Origin of the sequence: Solidesulfovibrio fructosivorans JJ] (genome assembly GCF_000179555.1) — a bacterium.
Lineage (GTDB): Bacteria > Desulfobacterota > Desulfovibrionia > Desulfovibrionales > Desulfovibrionaceae > Solidesulfovibrio > Solidesulfovibrio fructosivorans.
This window is the reverse complement of the sequence record NZ_AECZ01000014.1, coordinates 70,321-94,989: the sequence shown is the minus strand read 5'-3', so window position 1 is coordinate 94,989 and position 24,669 is coordinate 70,321. Positions and strand designations below refer to the sequence as shown.

Here is a 24,669-nt window from a genome sequence, read left to right as displayed (position 1 = left end):
TTGGGGATTGAGGAACCGGGGGAGGGAACCTTTTTTTGCAAAAAAAGGTTCCCTCCCCCGGACCCCCACCCTCCCAAAAAACTCTTAAAGGGTGCGCGACGATACGGTTGGGTGGGGTGTCGGACATCCGTTATCGCGGGGCGGTTTGGAGGTCGGCGTGCTCGGCGCGAAGCGGCGTGCGCCGCCGGCCTCCAAACCGCCCCGCAAGAAGGGGGGACCGGGGGGCCCGTGGCCCCCCGGCCGCCGGAGGCATCTTTTCTCTTCTCGTTCTTCTCTACTCGTGTTCGACGACGTCTTTTTGCGTCTCGTAGATTTCCTTGAGAATGGTCGGCACGTTGTAGGTGATCTTCCAGGTGGGGTAGTGCTGCTCGAACTTCTTGAGCCCGCTGATCCACCAAATGTGGTCGCCGATGCGGTTGTCGTCCTGGTACTCGTACTGGAGCTTTTTGCCGGAGATTTCTTCGCAAAGGGCGATGGCTTCGATCATGGAGCAGTTGGAGTAGGGGCCGCCGCCCATGTTGTAGACCTCGCCGACGCGGGGCTTTTCGAAGTAGTGCCACAGGCTGTTGACCAGGTCGTGGGCGTGGATGTTGTCGCGGACCTGTTTGCCCTTGTAGCCGTAGATGAAATACTTCTTGCCGCTGATGCAGCAGCGCATGAGGTAGGACAGGAAGCCGTGGAGCCGGGTGCCGGAGTGGGCCGGGCCGGTCAGACAGCCGCCGCGGAAGACGCCGGTGTGCAGGCCGAAATAGCGGCCGTATTCCTGCACCAGCACGTCGGCCGCCACCTTGGACGCGCCGAACAGGCTGTGCTTGGTGTGGTCGATGGACATGGTCTCGTCGATGCCGTCCTTGTAGGGGTGGGACGGGTCGATCTCGAAGCGGGTCTCTTTTTCGATCAGCGGCAGGTAGTTGGGCGTATCGCCGTAGACCTTGTTGGTGGAGGTGAAGATGAAAACCGCCTCGGGGCAGTGCTTGCGGTAGTTCTCCAACATCGTCAGGGTGCCGTTGGCATTGACGGTGAAGTCCATGTAGGGGTCGGAGGCGGCCCAGTCGTGGGAGGGCTGGGCGGCGCAGTGGATGACGGCTTTGACGTCCTTGCCGTAGCGGCCGTGGATCTTGGCAATGGCCTCGTGGTCGCGGATGTCGGCGTCGTAGTGGGTGTAGTTCTTGTAGGCGTTTTCGAGGCGCTTGCGGTTCCAGGAAGTGTCGGCGTCCTCGCCGAAAAAGGTCTTGCGCAGGTTGTTGTCGATGCCGACGATGTCAAAGCCCTTTTCGCTGAAGAATCTGACGGTTTCCGAACCGATCAGGCCGGCCGAGCCGGTAACGATGGCGACTGCCACAGGAGTTCTCCTTTTGACGGATTGGGTGCGCGTCCCGGGGACGGCTTACGCGGCTCCGGCCTGGCGTGGTCTTCTGGCCAGAAACATCGCGCCCACGAGAAAGCGCAGGAAATACATGCCGAAGGTTTTGCCCGGATGGGAAAGAAGCCTTCGGTAGCGGCCTTGTTCGACAAAGACGCCAAAAAACCGATAGGCGGCGCCGTACTGGCGACGGACGTCGGGGTCCCGATCGGTCCATTTGGCGATATAGGCCTCGGCGCTGCCCGTGTAGTACGTCTTTTTCCTCAGGTAGCGAACGAGGTCGAAAGCGGCTTCGTTGTGGAAAAGAAGGGGCGTGTCCTGGCCGCTTTTTTCCTCGAAGCGGATAAGGTCTTCGAGAAAGTCCTGGCGCGGCAGGCCGGCGACATAGGCGTCCACCGCGTCGAAATCGTAGCGCGACAGGAGGCCGATGGTGCCGATGCGTTTGAGCTTCTTGTCCAGGTCCCAGTCCTCGGGGCCGGTCAGGGAGGTATCGAAGCCGCCCACGGCGGCGAATGCGTCCTTGGCGATGAAGCGGGCGCCGTCGATAACGGTGCCGTCGTAGAAGCTGCGCTCGAAGCGGCGCACGGACGGAAAGTAGTCCGCGCCGAGCACGATTTCCGGAATATGCAACGCGACATGGCGGCCGGCGGCCATTTTCTCCACGCAGCGGCGCACCACGGTGCGCGAGAGGATCATGTCGGCGTCGAGAAACATGACGTAGCGCCCGCCCGCCACCTCGAGCATGCCGTGGTTGCGCTGGGCCGAGCGTTCCGGGCCCATGTCGCGCACGATGTCGGCGTGGCGGCCGGCGATGGCCTTGGTGTCGTCGGTGCTGGCGTTATCGACGACGATGATCTCCAGGAACTCCCGGGGGTAGTCCTGGGCGGCCACGGACGCCAGACAGGCGCCGATGTTGGCGGCTTCGTTTTTGGTGGTGACCACCACCGATACGCGGTCCAAGGCTAACGCTCCCCGCCTGCGGCATGGTCGGCGGACGGACGTTGTCTGGCGGCTGTGCGATGGTGTCGGGTCATGACGGCGGCAAGGATGCGGCGGGCTCGCCTTATTTACAGCCGCAATCCTTGTTGCGGCTTTTGTTGAGCAGATGCCCCACGAGCTTGCCGGCGGCCCGGAACAGGAACTTCACGTCATCCACATCGCGGATGCTCATGATCTTGCGTGCGATAAACGCCGGCGTCAATGCGGCCTTATACAACTCATCCTTGAATTGCAACACGTCGTCATTCGATATCGGACTTTTCCAGACCGAGGCCCGCATATCGTACTCGTCCCAGTTCTCCGTGGTCAGCCAGCCGTTCTCCTTGGCTTCGGCGAAAAGCGGCGTGCCCGGGTAGGGGACGACGATGGTGGCCTGCAAGGTATTGAGCAGGCCTCTGGAAAAGAGCGACTTGGCGAAGTCGATGGTGCGCCGGGCGTCTTCGCGCGTTTCCCAGGGATAGCCGACCATGGTGGTGATGTGGGGCTCGAGGCCGGCCTTTTTGGCCATGGCCACGGTCTGTTCGATCTGTTCGACCTTGATGCCCTTGCACAGGCGGTTGAGGGTCGCCTGGGACATGGATTCGAGGCCGATGAGGATGAAGCGGAAATTGGCTTTTTTGAGCAGGTTCCACTGGTCCTGGGTCAGTTCGCCCACCCGCATGTTGCAGCCCATGACGACTTTCTTGTGGAGTCCCTTGTCGATGAGCCGCTGGCAGAATTCCTCGAGCCAGGCTCCGCGCGGAAAACAGCCGGAGTCGTCGAAAATTTCGCGCACGCCGCGCTCGGTCACCAGCCGCTCGATCTCGGCCACATGGCGTTCGGGAGAAACCGTGCGGTAGGTCGCGCCCGGAAAGAGCGTGGTCCAGGAGCAAAAAGTGCAGCGGCCCCACCAGCAGTCCCGGCCGGCCATGACGTAGGTGCCGGGCGTGTACTTGAAGTTGCCGTTTTTATAGGCGTAGCGCTGCCATTTGGTCAGGTCGCGGTCGATGTAGGGCAGGTCGTCGAGGTTGTGGTTGAGCGACCCCATGCCGCCGTCGACGATCTCGCCCCCTTCGCGCCGCCACACGCCGGCCGGCATGGGCACGTCCTTGCCGTCGAGGTGGTCGGCCAGATCGGCCAGGATGAAGTCGAAGTCGCCGCCGGCGATGACGTAATCCACGGAACTTTGTTCCATGGTTTCCCGGGGCAGGGCCGTGACGTGGTCGCCCATGAGGACCACGGCCGCTTTGGGCAGCCTTGCCTTGACGTCGGCCACGATCTTCCAGTGCCTGGTCACGACCGGGGTCTTGGTCTCCATGGCGACCAGGTCCGGGGCCTTTTTGACCAGATCGGCCATGAAGGCGTCGTAGGTCATCTCGTCGGCGATGCCGTCGTCGAAGGTGACGCTGTGGCCGCGCGAGGCGCACAGGCTCGCGGCGTAGGAGGGCACCATGGGATAGATGTAGGTCGGATTGGTGAACCACTGGAACTGGCGGTTCTGGGAGAGCAGCGGCGTGCCCTTGTCCGAGGCGAGCGGCGGATAAGCCACGGAAATTTTCATGTTACCTGCCGAGACTGCTGATCAGTTTTTTCTTGGTGAGGCCGTAGAGAAAGCGCAGGCCGTACCAGACGTGGGTAAGGGCCACGAAGGGCAGAGCGGCGAGCGCGACGGCCGGGGACTCGAAACGCACGAGATCGGCCAGGATCAAGAGTAAAAAGACGGCGTAGGCGGCAAACCCCAGGCCGATGAGTTCTCCGGCGCAGGGGAGCGCGGAGACGCCGCCGGCGGCCACGAACAGGCCGTGCAGGATCGAAGCCGCGATGAAAAGCACCCACAACGACGGCAGGAAATAGCGCAGGCGGCGGGAGGTCTCGGGATGCACGCGCACGAAATGCCCCCGGTGCAGGCCGTAGTTGCCGACCTGGCGCAGGTGCTTTTTCAGTCCCGGCCGGCGGTGGTGCCAAACGAAAAGTTCGGGCAGATAGCGGATCGCGCCGCCTTTCTTGTGCACCAGGTCCAGGCAGAACTTGGTGTCCTCGCCGGGCCAGCAGGCGGTGTCGAAACCGCCGACATCGAAAAAGGCCTCGCGGGAGACGATGAGGTTCACGGTGGGCCAGTCGTCCACCAGCCGGCTTGGCGGAGTGGGGCGGTAGCGCTCGGGAAAACCGGTGAGGCGGCTTAAAAACACCGCGCCCGAGGCCCGGGCCCAGAAAGGATCGTCGGGCGGGGTTACGGCCGGACCGCCCACGGCGGCAAGCCCCGGGTCGTCTTCGAAGGCCACCCGGGCCACGGTCAGCCAGGCCGGGTCGGGATAGGCATCGTCGTCGATGAAGGCGAGGTAGGCCCCGAGCGCCTGGAGCGCGCCCCGGTCGCGCTTGACGGCCGGGGAAACCGGGCCGGTGGCCACGGCGCGCACGCGCGGGTCGTCCGTGTAGGCGGCGACGTCCATGGGCGCGTCGGGCAGGAGGATGACCTCGAAATCCTTCTCGATAAGCCCCAGCAGGTGCGGCAGGCTTTCGACGAGGTAGGGGCCGGGCGCCTTGAAGGGGATGATGATGGAAAATAGGGGCGCGTCGGGAATGGCTGTCGGGATCACTGCTGCCCGTCCCAGTTTCCGGCGCGGCAGCGCACGATATAAAGCGGCCGGTTGACGACCTCGGTGTGGATGTGGCCGATGTAAAGGGACATCATGCCGAGGGCGCAAAGGACCACGCCGATAAGCAGGGTGTTGAAGACCGTGAAAAAGGCGATGGGCGTGATGTTGGCCCCGACGAACCAGTTGGCCAGGACCATGAGCACGAGCAGCGGGATGGTCACGGCCATGATGCCGAGACCGAGGTAGCCGGTTAGCCGCAGCGGCACCAGGGAAAAGGAGGTGAAGCTGTTTATGGCCAGATTGAAGAGCTTCTTGACGGAATAGGCCGGCTCGCCCTGGCTTCTGGCCGGGGCGCAAAAGGAGATGTAGGTCTTTTTGTAGCCCATCCAGTCGATGATGCCCCTAAACATGCGCGAGCCTTCGGTGAACTTGGCGAGCGTGCGCACGACCTTTTTGTCCAGCAGGCGGAAGTCCGTGGAATTGGGGGGCAGGTCGAGGTCGGTGAACCGGCGCATGAACCAATAAAAGCCCTTGGAGCCGATTTTTTTGACCAGGGTGTAGTCGGCGACCTTCTCGCGGATGGTGGCCACGATGTCGTAGCCTTCCTCCCACTTGGCGATGAGCTCGGGGATGACCTCGGGCGGGTGCTGGAGGTCGGCGTCGAGGCAGATGACGGCGTCCGCCCCGATGGAGGCCTCGACCCCGGCGGTCAGCGCCATCTCCTTGCCGAAGTTGCGGGAAAACATGAGCCCCTTGAAGCGGGGATCGGCGGCGACCAGGGATTCGACGATGGACCAGGAGTCGTCGCGGCTGCCGTCGTCGACGAACAGGCAGTCCCAATCGTAGGGCAGGGCGTCCATGACCGCGACCACGCTGTCGCGAAGCGCGTAAAGGCCCTTGCCCTCGTTGTACACGGGGACCACAAGGGAAATTTTGCCGCCGCGCCCGGGGGCGCGGCGGCTGGCGTCATCGTGCGTCATTGAGCGGACCGTTCCCGGCTACTTTTCGCGCATGAAGGCGTCAAAGTAATCGATGGTTTTCTTGAGGCCCTCGGAAAGCGGCACCTTGGGCTCCCAGCCGAGCTTGGCCTTGGCCAGGGTGATGTCCGGACGGCGCTGCTTGGGGTCGTCCTTGGGCAGGGGCCGATAGTCGATGGTCGATTTCGAGCCGGTGTATTCGATGACCATCTTGGCCAGTTCCAGAATGGTGAACTCGCCGGGATTGCCGGTGTTGATCGGGCCGGTGAAGTCGTCGGGGGTGTCCATCAGGCGCAGGAACGCCTCGATGAGGTCGTCGACGTAGCAAAACGACCGGGTCTGCTGGCCCTGGCCGTAAACGGTCAGCGGCTCGCCGCGAAGGGCCTGGATGATGAAGTTGGACACCACACGGCCGTCGTTGGGGTGCATGCGCGGCCCGTAGGTGTTGAAGATCCGGGCCACCTTGATGCGCAGGTTGTGCTGGCGGTGGTAGTCGAAGAAAAGGGTTTCGGCGCAGCGCTTGCCCTCGTCGTAGCAGGAGCGGAAACCGATGGGGTTGACATTACCCCAGTAGGATTCGGGCTGCGGGTGCACGGAAGGGTCGCCGTAGACCTCGGAAGTCGAGGCCTGCATGATCTTGGCCCGAAGCCGCTTGGCCAGCCCGAGCATGTTGATGGCCCCGTGCACGCTCGTCTTGGTGGTCTGGACCGGGTCGTGCTGGTAGTGGATGGGCGAGGCCGGGCAGGCCAAGTTGAAGATCTCGTCGACTTCCACGTACAGGGGAAAGGTGATGTCATGACGCATGAGCTCGAAATGCGGATTATCGAGCAGGTGTTTGACGTTTTGCTTGGCTCCGGTGAAGTAGTTGTCCAAGCAGATGACGTCGCAACCCTCGTTAATCAGCCGTTCGCACAGATGCGAACCAAGGAAACCGGCGCCGCCGGTGACGAGAACGCGTTTTTTCAGGTGCATGGCTTAAGCCTTGAAACACGGTTTTGGTAGAAGGTTATGTGAAGGCAAGGCGACCTAGTAAACCCGTTTTTTCCGAATGTAAACTCATTGCCAGGCAAGCACGGCCCACTCCCCGCTGGTGCGTGTCTCGGGCTCGGGCAGCCCTGTGGCGCGGTAGGCGGCGGCCACGGCCGGGGCCTGCTCCACCAGGATGCCGGAGAGGACGAGCACGCCGCCGGCGGCCACGTGGCCGGCCAGGCGGGGGGCCATGGCGATGAGCGGCGCGGCCAGGATGTTGGCGGCCACGATGTCGAAGACGGCCTCCGGCGAAACCGCCCCCACGCCGCCGACGGCCAGGCTCATGGCCTCGTCCACGGCGTTTAAGCGCAGGTTTTCCGCCGCGCACCACACCGCCTGGGGATCGATGTCCAGGCCGACGCCGGTAAGGCCCAGCTTGGCGAGCCCGATGCCGAGGATGCCCGAACCCGTGCCGAGGTCCAGAAACCGTTTCCCGGCGACGAGGCGGCCGGTCGCGGCGCAGGCGGCGAAGGCCTCCAGGCAAAGGGCCGTGGTCGGGTGGTGCCCGGTGCCAAAGGCCATCTTGGGCTCGATGAGGATGGGCGCGCGGCCTTCGGTGTCGGTGTCGGCCAGCCAGGGCGGCAATATCTCATAGATGCCGCCCACGGCGATGGGCGTGAAAAATTCCTTCCAGGCCGCGCCCCAGTCCTCTTCCTCGAGGGTGTCGAGGGCCACGGGAATATCCGGCCAGTCCTCGCCCACGGCGGCGGCGAAATCCCGGGCCGGCGGCCCGTCTTCCAGATGCACCCGGAAGCGCACGGCCGCGCCGTCGTCCGTCGGCGTCTCCTCCCAGCCCTGGGCCGCGCGTTCGGCCAGCCAGGCCTCCACCCGCTCGGCCAGATCGCCGGTATCGGGGACGGTGATGTCCACTCGCAGTAACGTCCGCACACGTACTCCTTAAATGAAGGGCAGGGGCGCTGCCCCTGTAACCCCGGCAGGGGAGGCGCTGCCTCCCCCGCACCCCTCCGCCGAGGGGCCAAGGGGCCCCCGGACCCCCCATAAAGGGTTTGGGGGATATACGGGAATTGGGAAGATGCCTATCGGGAAATGGGCGCGGCGGCAACGCCGGACGCCTGGCGCATCCCGCTGAGGAGGTGCCGTTCCACAACCCATTAAAAAGTTAAGGAAGGGGAGAGCGCGAGAGGGGAGAACCCTTTTCAAAGGGTTTCCCCTCTCGCATCTCTTTCCCCTCTTCTCTTATCGCCTACGCGTTGGCGTCGGCCAGGGAGCCGATGCCCGAGGCGTAGGCTCCCAGCGCATCCTTGGACGGGAGACCATCCGGCCCCGACGCGTAGCTGGGGACGGCGAAGGACCGTAAGTCCGCCACGTGGTCGAGGGTCTGGGTCATAAGGCTGTAGCCGGCTTCCGACCCCATGATGGTAATGCGGGGAAAATCGTCCATCATGGTCTCCTTGGGCTGCCGTCCGTAAAGCCGGCGCTGGCGATCGTCGTCTCGTGGGCCGCAACCCGCGGACCGCGTGGCCGTGCCGCCACAGTTGCCTGATGAAACGTTTGGGAAGGGGAGGGCACGAACGGGAAGAACCCTTTTGCAAAGGGCTTTTCCTCTCGCACCTTTTTCCCTTCTTCTTTTATCTCTTACGCGTTGGCGTCGGCCAGAGAGCCGATGCCCGAGGTGTAGGCCCCGAGCACGTCCTTGGAAAACTGGTAGGTCTGGCTCATGTCGTTGGTCATGGACGCGTGGGAGCCCGCCCCGCCGCTGTTCATGTAGTCCAGCGTCTTGCTCACCACGGCCGCGCCGAAGGTTTGTTTGTCGGTCGGCGCAAAGGAGGTGAAGGATGAGGAACCGGTGTTGTTCATGGTGTCCAGCGTCTTGGACACGATGCCGTAGGAGGCTTCCGCCCCCATCGCGCTGGAATAGTTGATCGCGCTCATGGCGTCCTCTCCTTGCCGACCTGTCCGGCCGGCTGTCGATACCGCTTATAGTATGCCTGTAGCCAGCGGTTCCCCGGTCGTCAAGGGGACGGGCGCGGGATTATTTTTCTTGCGCTGCGGCGGGGGCGGCGTCGGTTACGGAACGCAGGACCGCGCGCAGCCGGCCGGACGGGTCGGCCAGGGCCAGCCGTCTGGCGAAACGTTTTTCCTGTCCCGTTTTCACGGCCGTGGCCGCGGCCAGGACGACTTCCTCCAGGCCCGGCCCCAGGCGGAAGGCGGCCAGGTCGGCCAGGCCGAGGGTTAGTCCGAGGGACCAGTCGTCCGGGCGGTGGAGGGTGAGGTTGGACATGAGGGCCACGCGTTCGGGTTCGCTGCCGGGCAGGCGCGCGAGCAGCCTGTCCAGGCGTCGGTCGATTTCCAGGTCGTCCGGGGCGAGGGCTTTGGCCGCCACCAGGCATTGGACGGCGTTTTCCGGCAGATGGCGGGTCGGGTCGAACACCATGCCCGGCGCGGCTTCGTAGCCGGCCGCCTCCAGGGCTCCGGCGAAGTGGAGCAGGTAGTCGCGTGGGCCGGACAGGCGGGGGATGTCCCGGCGTCCGTGGCCGGCCTGGGCCACGTAGGCGAGGCGGGCCTCTCCCGGGGCGTCCAGGCGGCAGGCGGCCAGACAGCAGGCCGTGGCCGTCAGCGGATGCCCGGACAGCGCCGGCCGGGCCAGGCAGAAGCCGATGAGGGCCAGCACGGCGTTTCGGTCTCCGGCCCCGAGCACCGTCTGGATGCGGGCGGCCATGACCTCCGGGGTGTCCGGAACGGCGGCGAGGCGCTGCCAGATCATCGATCCGGCCAGGGCCAGCTGCCCGGAGCGGCGCAGGTGGTAGAGGGCGAGGGCTTCGGCCGTGGCCGCCTCGGGGCCGCGCGGGGGGGCGGCGCAGCGGCCGGCCAGCTCGAGCAGGGCGGCCGCCCGGTGGAGGGGCAGGTGGCGGGCGGCCACGGCGGCGTGGGCGGCCCGGCCCATTTTCTCGGTCAGGTCCGGATGGGTCAGGGCGAAACGGAGGCGGTCGTCGAGTTCCAGCACATCATCATAATAGAAGGCCTCGCGCTCCGGGACGAAAAGCGTGTCCACGCCCTCGGGCCGGCGTTCGGCCACGGGCAGGCAACCGCTGGAAGCGGCCTCGAACAGGCGCAGGTTGATTTCGCCGGCAATGGACTCGTTGGGCACGATCCGGGCGGCGTCGTAGAAGGCGGCCATGGCTTCGCCGTGGACGTCGTCGCGCATGACGAGTCCGTAACGGGCCATATGCTCGGCGAACCATTGGCGTCGCCGGCGCTGGGGGGTGACGCGGCCGACGAAGGCCAGGGGCATGGCGCGGTCGGCATGGGGCACGAAGGGGCGGGGCGCGCCGTGCCAGGGCACCCAGGCCGCGTGCGGCGCGCCGGCGGCGGCAAACGCCTTCGCCAAATGGGGCTGGGTGGTGGCCACGGCGGAAAAGCCCCGGGCGTAGTGGCGTTGCCAGAAAAAATTGAGGTGCGGATCAAGGGCCCAGTACACGACCGGGCAAGGCGTCTTTGCGAGGTCGGTCAGCACCAGCCTCGCGCCGAGATTTTCCTGGTGGATGACGCAGTCCGGCGGTTCGGGCAGGCCGGCCAGAAGCTCCGGCAGGCTTGCCGTGCCCCGGGGCGGGTCGAGGCGCGTCGCGCGCACGCCCAGATGCGTCAGGGCCGGCCCGAGGTGCGAGTGGATGAGGCAGACGGTTTTAATCCGGGCGGCCATGGTCCGGTCCGGGGAAAGGCGGCGGTTCGCGTTATGGCGTCCCGCATGGACGCGGCGCGTCCCACGCGTCCCCGGGCGCGCCCCTTCCGGCCGGCGTCATGACGGTCCGGCGTGTCCCGCATCGGCGAAAGTCCCGTTTTTTTCCGCGTGCCCGGCCCGGCAGGGGGCGGGACGGACGGCGCGGGCCGGGCGGACGGTCGTTGGCGTGAACCTAGGCCATGACGACGGAATTCTCGCAGTCGCCGAACGGGGAAAAGGCGTGCTTGTCCGATTCGGGGTCGCTGATCCAGATCTCCCCATCGATCAGATAGCGGAACTGGTATTCGCGGCCGGTCGGGAGGTCAAGGGTAACGGAAAAGGAGCCGTCCTTTTGCCGGCGCATGGGCGTGGCCTCGATCTCCCAATCGTTGAACTCGCCGACGAGCTTGACGTTGCCGGCGTCCTTGGCTTGTTCCTTGGCCAAAACGAAGGTTACCTTGCAAACGGGTTTGCTTTTCAGGAACTTTTTCTTCAGCGACATGGGATCTCCTCCTCGGGAGTGGCCGAGCCGCAACGAAGCGTCATTGCGTCGCGCGGCGCAACTTGGGACTTAAGTCTGCCGTATCGCCTCTTTGTGACGATGTAAAATCTTTTTTGAAAAAAAGGGGGATAACTAGCGGGTTAAAGCAGTCCGTCCCGCTTGGGCCGGGCCGTCATGCCTTGCGGATCGCCGGGCTTGGCGCGGGAACACGAGGCCTTGCCGTGGAAAAAGAACCCGCTGGCGTTTGGGGCGTCGCCCTGGCAAGTGATCATGACGGTTGGGGCCTTCCTTGCGTCGCGGGAGGGCGACGTTCAGGGAACTGTTGCCAAAAAAGAATAACCGGTGCAAGGCATGCGCTCCGGCGGGAAGGCTGGATTTTTTCCGCCGCCGCCCCTAGTATCGGGATGCCGCCCGGCATCCTTGCCCGCCTGGGCCACAGTCAACACGGAATGATGCAAGCATGATGCGATCGCTTTTTTTTACGGCCTGCCTTGCGCCGCTGACCCTCGTTTTCAGCTCCCTGTGCTGGCTCTTCGCCCGCGTGGGGGCCGACGCCCGCCTGTCCCACCGGCTCGAGTGCCTGTGGGCGCGCTGCCTCGTCTGGTGCTCCGGCGTGCGCGTCACGGCCGACCTTTCGGCCCTCGACCCGAACGAGACGTACATTTTCATGGCCAACCACCAGAGCCATATGGATATCCCGATCCTTTTCGCCACGCTTTCCGGGTACAATTTCCGGTTTCTGGCCAAGGAAAGCCTGTTTGCCATCCCGGTTTTCGGGCCGGCCATGCGCCGGGTGGGCCATGTGGCCATCAACCGGGCCAACCGGCGCAAGGCCATGGAGGCCATCGCCGAGGCGGTCGGGCTCGTCTCGCGCGGGGTGGGGCTGCTCGTTTTTCCCGAGGGCACGCGGTCCATGGATTATTCGCGCCTTGGCGAATTCAAGACCGGCGGCATGATCGTGGCGCTCAAGTGCCAGGCCAAGGTGGCCCCGCTCATCGTTTCCGGCTCCGGGCGCGTCCTGCCCAAACACGCCCGCCGGGCGCGTCCGGGGGAAGTGACCGTGCGCGCCCTGCCGCCTTTCGATCCCCATGCCTTATACACGCTTAAGGAGCGTGAAGCCTTTAAAAACGATCTTTGGGCCCGCATGAACGGGGCCTACCAGGAGATGCGACAATGAATTCCACTCCCGCCGTGACGCTCTATCCGCTGGGCGGCCTCGGCGAAATCGGGCTCAACTGCATGGCCCTGGTGTCCGGCGAGTCCATGATTGTCGTGGATTGCGGCCTGATGTTTCCCGACGACTCCCTGTTCGGCATCGACGTGGTCATCCCGCGTTTCGACTTCATTTTGGCCAACAAGGACAAGCTCAAGGGCATCATCCTCACCCACGGCCACGAGGACCACATCGGGGCGTTGCCCTGGCTTATGCGCTCGTGCGACGCCACGCTCTACGGGTCGTCTTTTACCCTGGCCCTGGCCGCCAAAAAGCTTGAGGAGCACAACCTCAAGGAGTTCACCCACTTCGAGGCGGTGGAGGGTGGCCAGACCATCACGCTCGGCGACTTCAAGGTCACCTTTTTCCCGGTGTGCCATTCCATTGTGCGCGGTTTCGGCCTCGGCATCGAGACCCCGGCCGGGCGGATCGTGCACACCGGTGACTTCAAGATCGACCGCACGCCGCTTGACGGGCACGCCACCGACCTGCCGGCCATCAAGGCCTTTTCCGAAAAAGGCGTCATGCTCCTTTTGTCCGATTCCACCAATGCCGAGCGCGAGGGCTTCGCCCTGGCCGAGCGGGAGATCAAATCCGCCCTGGCCGGCATTTTCAAGGAAGCGGCCGGGCGCATTGTGGTGACGCTTTTTTCCAGCCACATCCAGCGCATGCAGGAGATCTACGACCTGGCCCACGCCTCGGGGCGCAAGGTGGCGGTCTCGGGCAAGAGCCTTTTTTCCAATATCGAGATCGCCCGGGAGCTCGGGCACCTGCGTGTGCCGGCCGGGGCCGAGGCCAGCCTCGACGACCTGCCGAGCCTGCCCGACAACCAGGTGGTGCTGCTCGTCACCGGCTCCCAGGGCGAACCGCTCTCGGCGCTGTCGCGCCTGGCGTATGGCGAGCACCGCCAGATCAAGGTGCAAAAGGGCGACACCGTCATCCTGTCCTCGCGTTTCATCCCGGGCAACGTCAGGGCCATAACCCGGCTCATAAACCGTCTCTACAAGCTCGGGGCCGAGGTCCTTTACGAGTCCGTCCAGGCCATCCACGCCTCGGGCCATGCCCACGCCGAGGAACTGCGGCTGATGCTGCGGACCGTTTCGCCGAAGTTTTTCATCCCCGTGCACGGCGAATACCGCCATCTGGTCAAGCACGCCCGCATCGGCGTTTCCTGCGGCGTGGCTCCGGAGCGGGCCCTGGTCATCGAGGACGGCCAGCCCGTGACCTTTTCCGACGGGCTGATCCGGCTCGAGGACCCGATTCCGGTGGAGCACATCTACGTCGACGGCAAGGGCGTCGGCGACGTGGGCGTCACCGTGCTCAAGGAGCGCCAGCTTCTTGCCGGCGAGGGGCTGGTCATCGTGGTCATGGTGGTGGACGAGAAAACCGGCGAACTGACGTTCGGTCCCAATATCCTGTCCAAGGGCTTCGTCTTCGAGCAGCACTACAGCCACGTGCTCGAAGACGCCAAGTGCATCGTGCTGGACATCTACGAAAACGTGCCGCCGGGGCAGTCGGACCTGCTCAAGGAGCGCATCCGTTCGGCCTTGCGCCGGTTTTTCCGCAAGGTGCTGGAACGCGATCCGGTGGTGGTGCCGCTGGTCATCACCTTGTAGGCGGGGCATGGCGATATGAAAGTGCTGCGGGTGCGCCGGGGGGCGGCGACCTTTTACGCCCAGCTGTTGCTGGAGGAGCGGGCCGTGCGCTGCCTCGACCGCACCCTCGGCGTGCCCGAGGTGCTGCCGCTGACGGAAGTCTCGGTGCTGGCGCCGGTGGCCCCGTCCAAGGTGGTGTGCGCCCAGGGCAATTTCCGCAGCCGCCTGGAAGAGATCGGCCGTGGGCCGGGCGACGCGCCAATGCTTTTCCTGAAGCCCCCCACGGCCGTCATCGGCAACGGCCAGTCCATCATGCTGCCCCGGGCCACGTCCCGTGTGGAGGCCTGGGGGGAGCTGGCCATGATCCTTGGCCGGGGCTGCCGCAACGTCGCGCCCGAGGACGTGCCGCGCCATCTTTTCGGCTACTCCTGCGCCAACGACGTCACGGCCGGCGATTTCCTCGCCCCGGGCGAGCCGCTCGGCCGGGCCAAGGGCTTCGACACCTTCGCCCCCATCGGCCCCTGGATCGAGACCGCCGTGGCCGACCCCACGCAGCTGTGGCTGCGCACCACGGTCAACGGCGCCGTGATCCAGGAATCCTCGACCGGCGACATGGTGCTCTCTCCCTACGCGCTCGTCAGCTTCATCTCCACCATCATGACCCTGCTCCCCGGCGACGTGATCCTGACCGGCTCCCCGTCCGGAGGGGGGCGGCTCGCCCCGGGCGACGAGGTCCGGGTGGAGATCGACGCGGTGGGGGTGCTCATAAACGCCGCCAAGGCCGAGGAAGAGGCCGCGCCGCTGCAATAGCCCGTCCGGGCACCCCGTCTCCGCCGTCCCGTCCCGCCGCCCGGGAAAGCCGCGATCCCCGGGATCGTGGGGCTTGCTTTTTTAAAAAAGGATGACTACAAACTCCCGTTCACCAAACACGCACGCTTCGCCTGTTCCCTGGGTGCCGGGCGGTCCGGTCGCTCCCCGGCGAAGCGGAGGGAAAACCCAAGGAGTAACCATGCCTTACGTCACCATGAAGCAGCTTCTGGAGACCGGCGTCCACTTCGGACACCAGACCCGCCGTTGGAACCCCAAGATGCGCCCGTTCATTTTCGGGGCCAGAAACGGCATCCATATCATCGACCTGCAGCAGACCGTGCGCCTGTACCAGAAGGCCCACGACTTCGTGGCCGGCATCGTGGCCGGCGGCGGCAAGGTCGTTTTCGTCGGCACCAAGCGCCAGGCCCAGGAATCCGTGAAAAAGGAAGCCGAGCGCGCCGGCCAGTTTTTCGTCACCAACCGTTGGATGGGCGGCATGCTCACCAACTTCCAGACCATCAAGAAGAGCATCGATCGCCTGAAGAACCTGGAGCGCATGTTCGGCGACGGCTCCATCAAGCGCTTTCCCAAGAAGGAAATCGTGATGATGGGCCGCGAGGTCGAAAAGCTCAACGCCAACCTCGGCGGCATCAAGGACATGGACAAGCTGCCCCAGGCCGCCTTCATCATCGACCCCAAGCGCGAGGAGATCGCCGTCCAGGAATGCCGCAAGCTCGGCATCCCCATTGTGGCCGTGGTCGACACCAACTGCGACCCCGACGTCATCGACTACGTGATCCCCGGCAACGACGACGCCATCCGCGCCATCAAGCTTTTTGCCTCCACCGTGGCCGAAGCTTGCCTCGAAGGCGCGGCCCAGACCAAGGATAAGGACGAGGAGCCGACCCCGGACAAGGACGAAAAGCCCGAAGCCGTGGCCGAGCCCGCCCCCGCCGTCGAAGCGGCGGCGCAAACCGAATCCGCAACCACTGCCGAGTAGGAGGACCGTCTCATGGCCGATATTACCGCCAGCTCCGTGAAAGCCCTGCGTGACAAAACCGGCGCGGGCATGATGGATTGCAAGAAAGCCCTGGGCGAGTGCTCCGGCGACGAGGAAAAAGCCGTCGCCTGGCTGCGCGAGAAAGGCCTGGCCAAGGCCCAGAAGCGCGCCGGCCGCGCCACCTCCGAGGGCATGATCGGTTCCTATATCCACTCCAACGGCAAGCTCGGCGTCATGGTCGAGATCAAGTGCGAGACCGACTTCGTGGCCCGCTCCGAGCGCTTCCAGGAGTTCGCGAAAAACGTGGCCATGCAGATCGCCGCCACCAACCCGGTGTGCCTCGGCCCCGAGGAAGTGCCGGCCGAGCTTTTGGCCAAGGAAAAGGAAATCTACAAGCACCAGGCCATGGAAGAGGGCAAGCCCGAAGCCATCGCCGAGAAGATCGTCGAAGGACGCATGAAGAAGTACTACAAGGAAGTCTGTCTGCTCGAGCAGCCGTTCATCAAGGACGACAAGGTCGTCATCAAGGACCTGCTCAACGAGCTGATCGGCGTACTTGGCGAAAACGTCCAGATCGGGCGATTCTGCCGCATGGCCCTGGGCGAGGACGCCGCCTAGGCGGATGCGCATCGAGGTTACAACGGGCCGCAAGGCCCGTTTTTTTTGCAATTCGGTCCGGGGGAGGTCCAGGACGCTCGGTCCTCCCCTCCATACTTCCCGCAACCAGTGAGGGGCGCCATGTCGAATTTGCGGTTTTCCCAGGTTTTGCTAAAGATAAGCGGCGAGGCGCTGGCCGGCGGTCGTCCCTTCGGGATCGACAACCAGACCATCACCAATTTCTGCCAGGAGATCGCCCAGGCGGCCGAGGCCGGAGCCAGGATTTCCCTGGTCATCGGCGGCGGCAACATTTTTCGCGGCGTCTCCGATCAGGCCGCCGGCATGGACAGGGCCTCGGCGGACTACATGGGCATGCTGGCCACGGTCCTAAACGCCCTGGCCGTGCAGGAAGGCCTGGAGAAACAAGGGCTGTCCACCCGCGTCATGTCGGCCATCACCATGCGCGAGGTCTGCGAGCCCTACATCCGCCGCCGGGCTCTGCGGCATTTGGAAAAAGGACGGGTGGTCATCTGCGCCGCCGGAACCGGCAATCCGTACTTCACCACGGACACCGCCGCGGCGCTGCGGGCCATGGAGCTCAAAACCGAGGCCATCCTCAAGGGAACGAAAGTCGACGGCGTCTACGACAAGGACCCGCTCAAACACCCCGACGCCGTCAAATTCGAAACCCTGACCTACATGGACGTGCTGGAAAAGCGGCTGCGCGTCATGGACACCACGGCGATCAGCCTGGCCATGGACAACAAGCTGCCCATCGTGGTCTTCAACATGTTCACGCCGGGCAACCTCAAGCGGGTGCTGGTCGGGGAGCCCGTCGGCACGGTGGTCAAAGGAGAGGATTAATATGCAGGCAGTGCTCAAGGACGCCGAAGACCGGATGCAAAAGGCGCTGGCTTCGCTGGACAAGGAATTCGCGCGGCTGCGTACCGGACGGGCCACGACTTCGCTCCTCGACGGTATCCGCGTGGACTACTACGGCACCCCCACTCCCCTGGACCAGATGGCCTCGGTGTCCACCCCGGACAGCCGCACCATCACCATCGCGCCCTGGGACCGCAAGGCCTTCCATGACGTGGAAAAGGCCATTCTCAAATCCGACCTCGGCCTGACCCCGGTCAACGACGGCAAGATCATCCGTATTTCCATCCCGCCCCTGACCGAGGACCGCCGCAAGGACCTGGCCAAGGTGGCCAAGAAATACGCCGAGGAAGCCAAGGTCGCCATCCGCAACATCCGCCGCGACGCCAACGACGCCCTCAAGAAAAAGAAGAACGACAAGGCGATCAGCGAGGACGACCAGCACAAGGGCCAGGAAGACGTCCAGAAGCTCACCGATGCCTATATCGCCAAGGCCGATGATGCCCTCGCCAAGAAAGAAAAGGAAATCATGGAGATATAGTGCCGGATTCCATGTCGCTTCCCCGCCACGTCGCCATCATCATGGATGGCAACGGACGCTGGGCCACCATGCGCGGCCTGCCCCGTAGCGAAGGCCACCGGGCCGGCACCGAGGCCGCCCGGGGCATCATCACCCGCTGCCGGGAACTGGGCATCGGCCACCTGACCCTTTACGCCTTTTCCAAGGAGAACTGGGGACGGCCGGCTGACGAGGTCAAGTTCCTTTTCGACCTCCTGGTGCGGTTTTTAACCCGCGAAACGGACATGCTGCTCAAGCAGTCCATTCGGTTCCGGTTGCTCGGCGAAATGGCCGACTTGCCCCTGGCCGCGCGCAAGGTCCTCGGCCACGTCATCGCCAAGACCGCCCACTGCACCGAAATGACCCTGAACCTGGCCCTCAACTACTCCGGCCGCGACGAAATTCTGCGCGCCTGCCGCAGCCTCATGCGCCAGGGCGTCGCCCCCGAAGATGTCACCGAAGAACGCCTCTCGGCCGAACTCTACACCGCCGGACAGCCCGACCCGGACCTCATTATCCGCACCAGCGGCGAAAAACGCCTCTCCGGATATCTGCTGTGGCAGTCCACCTACAGTGAGTTCTCCTTCCCCGAGACCCTCTGGCCCGACTTCACCCCCGACCACTTCGAAGCCGCCCTGCACGATTACCAAAACCGCACCCGGCGTTTCGGCCTCACCGGCGACCAAGCCGCCGGGTAGCCGGGGCGCCGCCCCGGACCCCGGCAGAGGCTTTGCCTCCGCACTCCGCCGGGGGGCGTGATGCCCCCCGGTCTCCCCTCCACAACACCGACGTCCCAAAGCAATAAGGCGGGGAGTGGGTATTATTTTTTATATAATGTATTGCAATTTATGTATATTTTTTCATATATATATTGACATTTGATAAAATATTCAGAAATATGTTTAGCAAAGTAAAAATTTATTTTTGGAGGCCGCTATGAAACGTTTATCTTTTAATGTTGCTTTTGTTTGTTTAGTAATGCTGTTCTCTTCTGGAATATTTTTAATTAATGGAACAACCACAGATGCACAAGCTGGAACCTTGGTTATTTACAATGATGACCCATTTGGAAATGATATTGTTGTCAGGGATAGGTATAGCAATAATAATATTGTTTACAGTGGTTATTTGGGTCCGCACCAAAAACGTTCTGTTTCAGTGGTTATTAGAGATGGGTATGCTAGCGTCTCCGTGCTTAATAAGCAGAGTGGTAGGACTATTGGATATTCATGGATGAAGAATGGTGATGAGGTGAAAGGATGGTAACTTTTTTACGTTGGATACCATATAAAGTTTCGTAGTCCAACAAACCAAAGCTAATCAAATTTCAACAATACATCCTGACCCGGTAAAAAGGGGTCCGGGGGACATCAAGTCCCCCAGCGGGGTTGCAGGGGCAGCTTCCCTGCCCTTTCTGCCGCCTGCGTCTCCTCGTCTTCCCTCCCTCCGCCCAAAAAACACAGGCCCCCGCCGGGGAAGCGGGGGCCTGCTCAAGGAGGGAGGAGAGAGAGTGTTGTAGCCGGCCCTGCGGCGTGGTGCGCGCCGCGGGACCTTGACGGACCGGCTTGAGGGGGAAGCCGGGGTTGCCGTCATCTTCCTTATAAACATGGATCATGAAAGGGGCATGGCCGGGGCATGAACTTTGGTTAGGAAAGAGGAAGCCCCCGCCGGGGAGCGGGGGCTTCGCATTCGAGGAGAGGAGGTTTCGGCTTGCGGTCCCGGGCGGGGTGAAGGGGGTTGGAACCGGGCCCTGGTTTGTTGGCAAAGGGCTTTTGACGGCGCGGCCGGAGGGGGATAGCCGCGTTGCCGTCGGGAAAAGATATAGGTCGGGAGGGTGGACCGGGCATGACCGGAACATGAACGTTGTTTAGGGAACGGGATGGCGGGCAAACGAAAGCCCCCGCCGTGTGGGCGGGGGCTTCGTTCAAGGAGGGGGAGGGCGACCTTGGGGCCATCCGGACGGGAGGGGCCGTACGGACGGCGGATGCAACAAAGAGGGTATGGCTCGGGCACGTTTGTGCGGGCCTTGCCGCAACGCCGTATCCGACGATGCCTGGATAGGCGGCCAGCATGGAGGTGGTATGGCCGCTTTATGAACTAAAATTCATGTTTGGCCGGGCTCAGGCGCGGGGCCGGGGAAAGGCCATGGTGACGCGCAGGCCCGGGGCGTTGTCCTCGAGGCGCAGGGCGGCCTGGTGCAGGCTGGCGGCGGCGGCGACGAGGGAGAGCCCCAGGCCGCTGCCGGGGGTGTTGCGGCTGGATTCCAGCCGGGCGAAGCGTTCGAGGACGAGCTCCCGGTATTCGGCCGGGATGCCGGGGCCGGTGTCGGCCACGGCCAGTTCCGGGCCGCTTGGGGTGGCGGTGAGGGTGACGGTGATGGCCCCGCCGTCGGGGGTGTATTTGACGGCGTTGTCGAGGAGGTTGGCCAGGGCCTGGGAGAGCAGGTGGCGGTTGCCGGCGACGGTGATGTCCGGGGCGAGATGAAAGGAGAAGGCCAGATCTTTTTCCTCGGCCAGGGGCTCGTAGAGTTCGGCCACGTCGGCGGCGAGGCTGGTCAGGTCCACGTCGGTGAAATCCTGGCGGCGGGTGCCGGCCTCGGCCTGGGCGATGGTCAAAAGGGCGTTGAACGTCATCAGCAGGTTGTCGATCTCGCTGATGGTCTGGCGCAGCACGGTGCGGTAGTGTTCGGGGTCGTCGACGGGCCGGGCCAGGGACATTTCCAGGCCCGAGCGGATGCGGTTTAAGGGACCGCGCAGGTCGTGGGCGATGTTGTTGGACACCTGCTTGACGCCGTCCATGAGCTTGGAGATCTGGTCGAGCATGGCGTTCAGGTTCTCGGCCAGGCGGTCGAATTCGTCGCCGGCCCCACGGGTGGGGATGCGCCGGGTCAGTTCGCCGCGCATGATTTCCCGGCTGGCGTTGTTGATGACGTCGATGCGCTTGAGCGTCCAGCGGCTGGTCAAAAGGCCGCCCAGGCCGCCGAGCACCACGGTGATGCCGAGGCCCCAGATCAGCGCGTCCATGATGAGCCGTTCCACCTTGATGCGTTCGGACACGTCGCGGCCGACGATGAGGTGGAAGTTGCCGGGAAGGAGGAAGTAGCGCATGCGCACCCGGCGCGGCTCGAAGTTTTCAGTGTCTTCCAGGGTGGCGTCGAACCAGCCCGAGCCGGTGTCCTTGAACTTGGGCCAGTCGGCCAGGTTGCCGGCCAAGGGATTGAATTTCCAGTCCGTGAGCAGGTAGACGCTCGAGCCGGCCTTGTCCTTGGCCACGCGGGACTTGATGACGCGGATGAGGCCGGTCAGGCCGAGCTGGCTGTATTGTTCGGCCAGCCCCTGGATCTCGGCGTTTATCGTCTCGTCGGTCTGCCGCTCCATGAAGCCGGCGGTGGAGGTGTAGATGAACCCCAGGAGCACCAGCACCGACAGGCCGAAGGCGGCCATATGGATGATGGACAGGCGCAGGGTGGAGGATCGCAGGAGCTTAGTTGGAATCACGCAGGCTGTATCCGGCGCCGCGGATGGTGGAGAGCAGGGGCTTGTCGTGTCCCTTGTCGATCTTCTGGCGCAGGCGGCTGATGTGGACGTCGATGACGTTGGTCTGGGGGTCGAAGGAGTAGTCCCAGACGTTTTCGAGCAGCATGGTGCGGGTGACGACGTGGCCGGCGTGGCGCATGAGGTACTCGAGCAGGGCGAATTCCTTGGGCTTGAGTTCGATGGCCTTGCCGGCGCGCCTGACCGTGCGGGCGACCAGGTCCATTTCCAGGTCCGCGACCTTGAGCGTCGTGTCCGGGACTTCGGCCCGTCCCCGGCGCAGCAGGGCTTCCAGCCGGGCGAGCAGCTCGGCGAAGGCGTAGGGCTTGACCAGGTAATCGTCGCCGCCGGCCTTTAAGCCCTTGACCCGGTCGTCCACGTCGCCGAGCGCCGACAGGATCAGCACGGGGGTATGGTTGCCGGCCGTGCGCATGGTGCGCACGATGGTGAGCCCGTCGACGCCGGGCAGCATCCGATCCACCACCAGGGCGTCGTAGGTTTCTCCCGCCACGCGGTACAGCGCCTCGCGGCCGTCGGCCACGTGGTCGGCGACGTAGCCCGATTCCTTGAGCCCCTTGACCATGTACGCGGCGGCTTCCAGATCGTCTTCCACGATGAGCACGCGCATGGCGCACCTCCGGTTTGGCCGTATTGAAACAGCCTACCTTGTTTGGTCCGCCTTGTTAAGCGCCCGCGCCGCCCCCCCGGCGACGCGGCCTGGCCAGGGCCCGGCGCAGGGCCGCCTCGAGCTGGCGCATGTCGATGGGCTTGGACACGTAGTCGTCGAAGCCCGCGGCCAGCATTTTTTCCCGGTAGCCCCTGACGGCGTGGGCGGTGAGCGCCACCACGGGCGTGTCGGCTCGCTCGCCGTAGCACGCCGGGTCGCGAAGTCGGGCCAGGGCCTCCAGGCCGTTTAATTCCGGCATTTCCACATCCATGAGCACGCAGTCGAAGGACCTCTTCGCGAGAAGGGCCAGGGCGGCCGCGCCCGAATCCACGGCCGTGACGCCGTGTCCCCGGCGTTCCAGCAGGCGTTTGCCCACGAGCTGGTTGATGCAGTTGTCCTCGACCAGCAGGATGGACAGCGCGGGCAGGGGCGCGCGGGCGGTGGTCGTCTCGGGCCGTTGCCGCGCCGCGCCGCTTTTTTTGCGGCACACGGTGGTGAAATAAAAGGTGCTGCCCTTGCCCGGCCGTGAGCTGAGCCAGAGGCGTCCGCCCATGAGCGCGACCAGGTTGTTGCAGATGGAAAGTCCCAGCCCCGTGCCGCCGACGCCGCGCGTAAGGCTCCCGTCGAGCTGGGTGAAGGGCTCGAAAATGCGGTCCTGCTTGGCGGCGGGGATGCCGATGCCGGTATCGATGACGGAGAAAAGCAGGGACACCCGGTTCCCGGGGGGCGTGTCCGACGGGTCGGCGCAAAGGATCTCGTTTTGGGTGTCGGGTTCCACGCACAGGCGCACGTCGCCGTTTCGGGTGAACTTGAGCCCGTTGGAGACGAGGTTGGCCACGACCTGTCCCAGCCGGCCGGCGTCGCCGATGAGGGTTTCGGGGACGTCCGGGTGCACGGAGAGGCTCAAGGTGTTGCCGTGGCGCGCGGCCAGGGTGTCGAACAGCCGCAGGCAGCGGCCGAGCATGCGGCGCGGGGAAAAGGGCGCGGCGGAAAGCTCCACCCGGCCGGCCTCGATGCGGGAGAAATCCAGAATGTCGTTGACGATGTCGAGCAGCGACAGGGCCGACTGGCGGGCCAGGTCGAGGTATTCCCGCTGTTCCCCGGTCAGGTCGGTCTGGAGGGCCAGCTCGGTCATGCCCATGATGCCGTTTATGGGCGTGCGGATTTCGTGGCTCATGGTGGCCAGGAATTCCGATTTGGCCTTGTTGGCCGCCTCGGCCGCCTCCATGGCCCGCGTCAGGTTCTGGCGCGTGCGCATGAGCTCGGTGACGTCCACCATGGCCTCGATGATGCCCGAGCCGTCGGGGAGTTTGTGGGCGGTCTTGTACATGACGCGTTCGCCGCGCAGGGTGGTGACGGCGCATTCCCTGTCCCGCACCACGCCGGAATCGGCGCTTAAGGCCGGGCAGGTCTCCTTCTTGCACAAATAGGCCTTGCAGGATTTCCCCAGGGCCGCTTCCCCGAACAGGCGGGCGGCGGCGGGGTTCTGGTATTCGAGAATCCGGTCGCCGTGCGGCGTGACGCGGACCTTGACGATGGGAATGGGGGCGCTGTCGAGGACGGTTTCCAGGTCCTGCCTGGCCAAGGCGCTGTCGGTGACGTCCAGGACCAGGCTTTGGACGGCGTTTACCCGGCCGAAGGCGTCGCGCAACAGCCGCGCGTGGTCGGTGACGTAGCGGGTTTGGCCGTCCCCGGTCCGCAGGCGGTAGTCCAGGATACAGGCATCGTTGCCGGCGACGGCGTTTTCCCGCAGGGCCGCTTCGACCTTGGGCAGGTCGTCCGCGTGGACGAGTTCGCGGGGGAGCAGGGCGCCGCTGATCAGTTTTTCCCGGGAAAAGCCGAAGCGGTCGATGTTTGCCGAGACGTATTCCACCGGGCCGGGTTCCTCGCCGGACACGGCGAAGCGCAGGAGAAAAGCGGGTCCCGTTTCGAGGATGCCGTCGGCCAGGCGCAGGGCCTCTTCGGATTCCCGGCGGGGGGGGAGGTCGGAAAGGGCGATGTGGAGGCCCCGCCCCGTGTCCGGGCCGGTCGGCCGGCCCGCCGGCGTGGCGGCGATCTCCACGTAACGGCCGGTTTGATCCGGGCGCAAGAGCCTTATTCCCGCCGTCTGCCGTTCCCCGGTCCGTCCGGCCCGATCGCGCAGGGCGCGCAGGCACGGCTGGTCCGCCCGGGCCACGAAGCGGGAAAAGGGCTGGCCGGGGAGCGTCTCGGGCGTATGGCCGAGCATGGCCGCGGCCTGGCGGTTGGCCGCGACGATGCCGCCGGCCGCGTCCAGGCTCAGAAAGCCGATCGGGGCGCATTCGTACAGGTCGGCGAAGCGTTCGCGGGTTTCGGCCAGGGCGGCGCGGGTCTCCCGCAACTGTTCGTCCTGGCGGGAAAGGGCTTCCTGGCTGGCGCGAAGCGCGTCGCGCAGTTTGGCGACGCCTTCCGGCGACAGGGAGGCGGGGTCCATGGCGAAGAGGTGGTCGGCTGTGGGGGGCGTGGCGCCCCGGCCCGGGCTCGGCGTCACTTCTTCCGAGGCGTGAGGGTCGGTCATGGCCAATCCTTCATGGAATGGGGCACAACATGCGGCAGGCTGCGCCGTTTCCTTTGTTTATGCCAACGGGCGTCGTTTGGAAAGGGCGGGCGGCGATCGGTTTTCTTTTGTCCCGCTTGCGGGTATGGGCATGAAAGCGTGGCCTGCGTTTGGAC

General features: G+C 64.6%; 24 protein-coding genes. 9 read left to right on the top strand and 15 right to left on the bottom strand.

Annotation, left to right across the window (positions count from 1 at the left end; translation table 11 throughout):
* Positions 1-274: 274 nt before the first annotated feature.
* The 12 genes from DESFRDRAFT_RS11535 to DESFRDRAFT_RS23110 all read right to left on the bottom strand — a co-directional run bounded on the left by DESFRDRAFT_RS11535 (position 275) and on the right by DESFRDRAFT_RS23110 (position 11,397).
* Positions 275-1,342, bottom strand: coding sequence for an NAD-dependent epimerase/dehydratase family protein (locus DESFRDRAFT_RS11535; RefSeq protein WP_005994080.1), 1,068 nt, complete (start codon positions 1,340-1,342; stop codon positions 275-277).
* A gap of 45 nt (positions 1,343-1,387) precedes the next feature.
* Positions 1,388-2,323 carry a glycosyltransferase gene (locus DESFRDRAFT_RS11530; protein ID WP_005994078.1) on the bottom strand — a complete coding sequence of 312 codons (936 nt, stop codon included), beginning with the start codon at positions 2,321-2,323 and terminating at the stop codon, positions 1,388-1,390.
* Positions 2,324-2,426: 103 nt separating this feature from the next.
* Positions 2,427-3,902 (bottom strand): B12-binding domain-containing radical SAM protein, encoded by a 1,476-nt coding sequence (locus tag DESFRDRAFT_RS11525; protein WP_005994076.1) that lies wholly within the window; start codon positions 3,900-3,902, stop codon positions 2,427-2,429.
* A gap of 1 nt (position 3,903) precedes the next feature.
* Positions 3,904-4,938 (bottom strand): glycosyltransferase family 2 protein, encoded by a 1,035-nt coding sequence (locus DESFRDRAFT_RS11520; protein WP_005994074.1) that lies wholly within the window; start codon positions 4,936-4,938, stop codon positions 3,904-3,906.
* The gene (locus DESFRDRAFT_RS11515) at positions 4,935-5,918 is read right to left on the bottom strand and encodes a glycosyltransferase family 2 protein (protein ID WP_005994072.1); all 984 of its coding nucleotides are present in this window, start codon (positions 5,916-5,918) and stop codon (positions 4,935-4,937) included. Before DESFRDRAFT_RS11515 ends, DESFRDRAFT_RS11520 begins: the two co-directional genes overlap by 4 nt.
* A gap of 18 nt (positions 5,919-5,936) precedes the next feature.
* The gene (locus tag DESFRDRAFT_RS11510; RefSeq protein WP_005994071.1) at positions 5,937-6,887 is read right to left on the bottom strand and encodes a UDP-glucuronic acid decarboxylase family protein; all 951 of its coding nucleotides are present in this window, start codon (positions 6,885-6,887) and stop codon (positions 5,937-5,939) included.
* An 84-nt stretch (positions 6,888-6,971) separates the two neighbouring features.
* Positions 6,972-7,832 (bottom strand): 50S ribosomal protein L11 methyltransferase, encoded by an 861-nt coding sequence (locus tag DESFRDRAFT_RS11505; protein WP_005994069.1) that lies wholly within the window; start codon positions 7,830-7,832, stop codon positions 6,972-6,974.
* 316 nt (positions 7,833-8,148) lie between these two features.
* Complete coding sequence (locus tag DESFRDRAFT_RS11500; protein WP_005994067.1) at positions 8,149-8,346, bottom strand: hypothetical protein; 198 nt, start codon at positions 8,344-8,346, stop codon at positions 8,149-8,151.
* 194 nt (positions 8,347-8,540) lie between these two features.
* The gene (locus DESFRDRAFT_RS11495) at positions 8,541-8,837 is read right to left on the bottom strand and encodes a hypothetical protein (protein ID WP_005994065.1); all 297 of its coding nucleotides are present in this window, start codon (positions 8,835-8,837) and stop codon (positions 8,541-8,543) included.
* A 100-nt stretch (positions 8,838-8,937) separates the two neighbouring features.
* Entirely contained in the window at positions 8,938-10,605 is a 1,668-nt protein-coding gene (locus DESFRDRAFT_RS11490) for a glycosyltransferase family protein (protein ID WP_005994063.1), read from the bottom strand.
* 211 nt (positions 10,606-10,816) lie between these two features.
* Complete coding sequence (locus DESFRDRAFT_RS11485) at positions 10,817-11,125, bottom strand: isoamylase early set domain-containing protein (protein ID WP_005994061.1); 309 nt, start codon at positions 11,123-11,125, stop codon at positions 10,817-10,819.
* Positions 11,126-11,265: 140 nt separating this feature from the next.
* Positions 11,266-11,397 (bottom strand): hypothetical protein, encoded by a 132-nt coding sequence (locus DESFRDRAFT_RS23110; RefSeq protein WP_272913126.1) that lies wholly within the window; start codon positions 11,395-11,397, stop codon positions 11,266-11,268.
* Between the two features lie 188 nt (positions 11,398-11,585).
* On the opposite strand from DESFRDRAFT_RS23110, the gene DESFRDRAFT_RS11480 reads away from it, so the two are divergent.
* The 9 genes from DESFRDRAFT_RS11480 (at position 11,586) to DESFRDRAFT_RS22195 (ending at position 19,044) form a co-directional block, all read left to right on the top strand.
* Positions 11,586-12,302, top strand: a complete 717-nt coding sequence (locus DESFRDRAFT_RS11480; RefSeq protein ID WP_005994059.1) for a lysophospholipid acyltransferase family protein — start codon at positions 11,586-11,588, stop codon at positions 12,300-12,302.
* Complete coding sequence (locus DESFRDRAFT_RS11475) at positions 12,299-13,954, top strand: ribonuclease J (RefSeq protein ID WP_005994057.1); 1,656 nt, start codon at positions 12,299-12,301, stop codon at positions 13,952-13,954. The genes DESFRDRAFT_RS11480 and DESFRDRAFT_RS11475 overlap by 4 nt, the downstream gene beginning before the upstream one ends.
* Before the next feature lie 15 nt (positions 13,955-13,969).
* Positions 13,970-14,743, top strand: coding sequence for a fumarylacetoacetate hydrolase family protein (locus tag DESFRDRAFT_RS11470; RefSeq protein ID WP_005994055.1), 774 nt, complete (start codon positions 13,970-13,972; stop codon positions 14,741-14,743).
* Between the two features lie 199 nt (positions 14,744-14,942).
* Positions 14,943-15,743, top strand: a complete 801-nt coding sequence (rpsB, locus tag DESFRDRAFT_RS11465) for a 30S ribosomal protein S2 (protein WP_005994053.1) — start codon at positions 14,943-14,945, stop codon at positions 15,741-15,743.
* Positions 15,744-15,755: 12 nt separating this feature from the next.
* Positions 15,756-16,361 carry a translation elongation factor Ts gene (gene tsf, locus DESFRDRAFT_RS11460; protein WP_005994050.1) on the top strand — a complete coding sequence of 202 codons (606 nt, stop codon included), beginning with the start codon at positions 15,756-15,758 and terminating at the stop codon, positions 16,359-16,361.
* Positions 16,362-16,481: 120 nt separating this feature from the next.
* A complete protein-coding gene (pyrH, locus tag DESFRDRAFT_RS11455) occupies positions 16,482-17,204 on the top strand; it encodes a UMP kinase (protein WP_005994048.1) in 723 nt (240 codons plus the stop codon).
* A 1-nt stretch (position 17,205) separates the two neighbouring features.
* Positions 17,206-17,760, top strand: coding sequence for a ribosome recycling factor (gene frr, locus DESFRDRAFT_RS11450; RefSeq protein ID WP_005994046.1), 555 nt, complete (start codon positions 17,206-17,208; stop codon positions 17,758-17,760).
* Positions 17,760-18,476 carry a polyprenyl diphosphate synthase gene (uppS, locus tag DESFRDRAFT_RS11445; protein ID WP_005994044.1) on the top strand — a complete coding sequence of 239 codons (717 nt, stop codon included), beginning with the start codon at positions 17,760-17,762 and terminating at the stop codon, positions 18,474-18,476. Before frr ends, uppS begins: the two co-directional genes overlap by 1 nt.
* Positions 18,477-18,714: 238 nt before the next feature.
* On the top strand, positions 18,715-19,044 hold the full coding sequence (locus tag DESFRDRAFT_RS22195) for a hypothetical protein (RefSeq protein WP_144005018.1): 330 nt from the start codon (positions 18,715-18,717) through the stop codon (positions 19,042-19,044).
* Positions 19,045-19,898: 854 nt separating this feature from the next.
* Here DESFRDRAFT_RS22195 and DESFRDRAFT_RS11440 read toward each other — a convergent pair.
* From DESFRDRAFT_RS11440 to DESFRDRAFT_RS20780, 3 genes are read right to left on the bottom strand one after another with little or no spacing between them, the layout of a single operon-like run.
* Positions 19,899-21,275, bottom strand: coding sequence for a sensor histidine kinase (locus DESFRDRAFT_RS11440; RefSeq protein WP_005994042.1), 1,377 nt, complete (start codon positions 21,273-21,275; stop codon positions 19,899-19,901).
* The gene (locus tag DESFRDRAFT_RS11435; RefSeq protein WP_005994038.1) at positions 21,262-21,939 is read right to left on the bottom strand and encodes a response regulator transcription factor; all 678 of its coding nucleotides are present in this window, start codon (positions 21,937-21,939) and stop codon (positions 21,262-21,264) included. The genes DESFRDRAFT_RS11440 and DESFRDRAFT_RS11435 overlap by 14 nt, the downstream gene beginning before the upstream one ends.
* A gap of 55 nt (positions 21,940-21,994) precedes the next feature.
* Positions 21,995-24,514, bottom strand: a complete 2,520-nt coding sequence (locus tag DESFRDRAFT_RS20780) for an ATP-binding protein (RefSeq protein ID WP_005994037.1) — start codon at positions 24,512-24,514, stop codon at positions 21,995-21,997.
* Positions 24,515-24,669 lie beyond the last annotated feature (155 nt).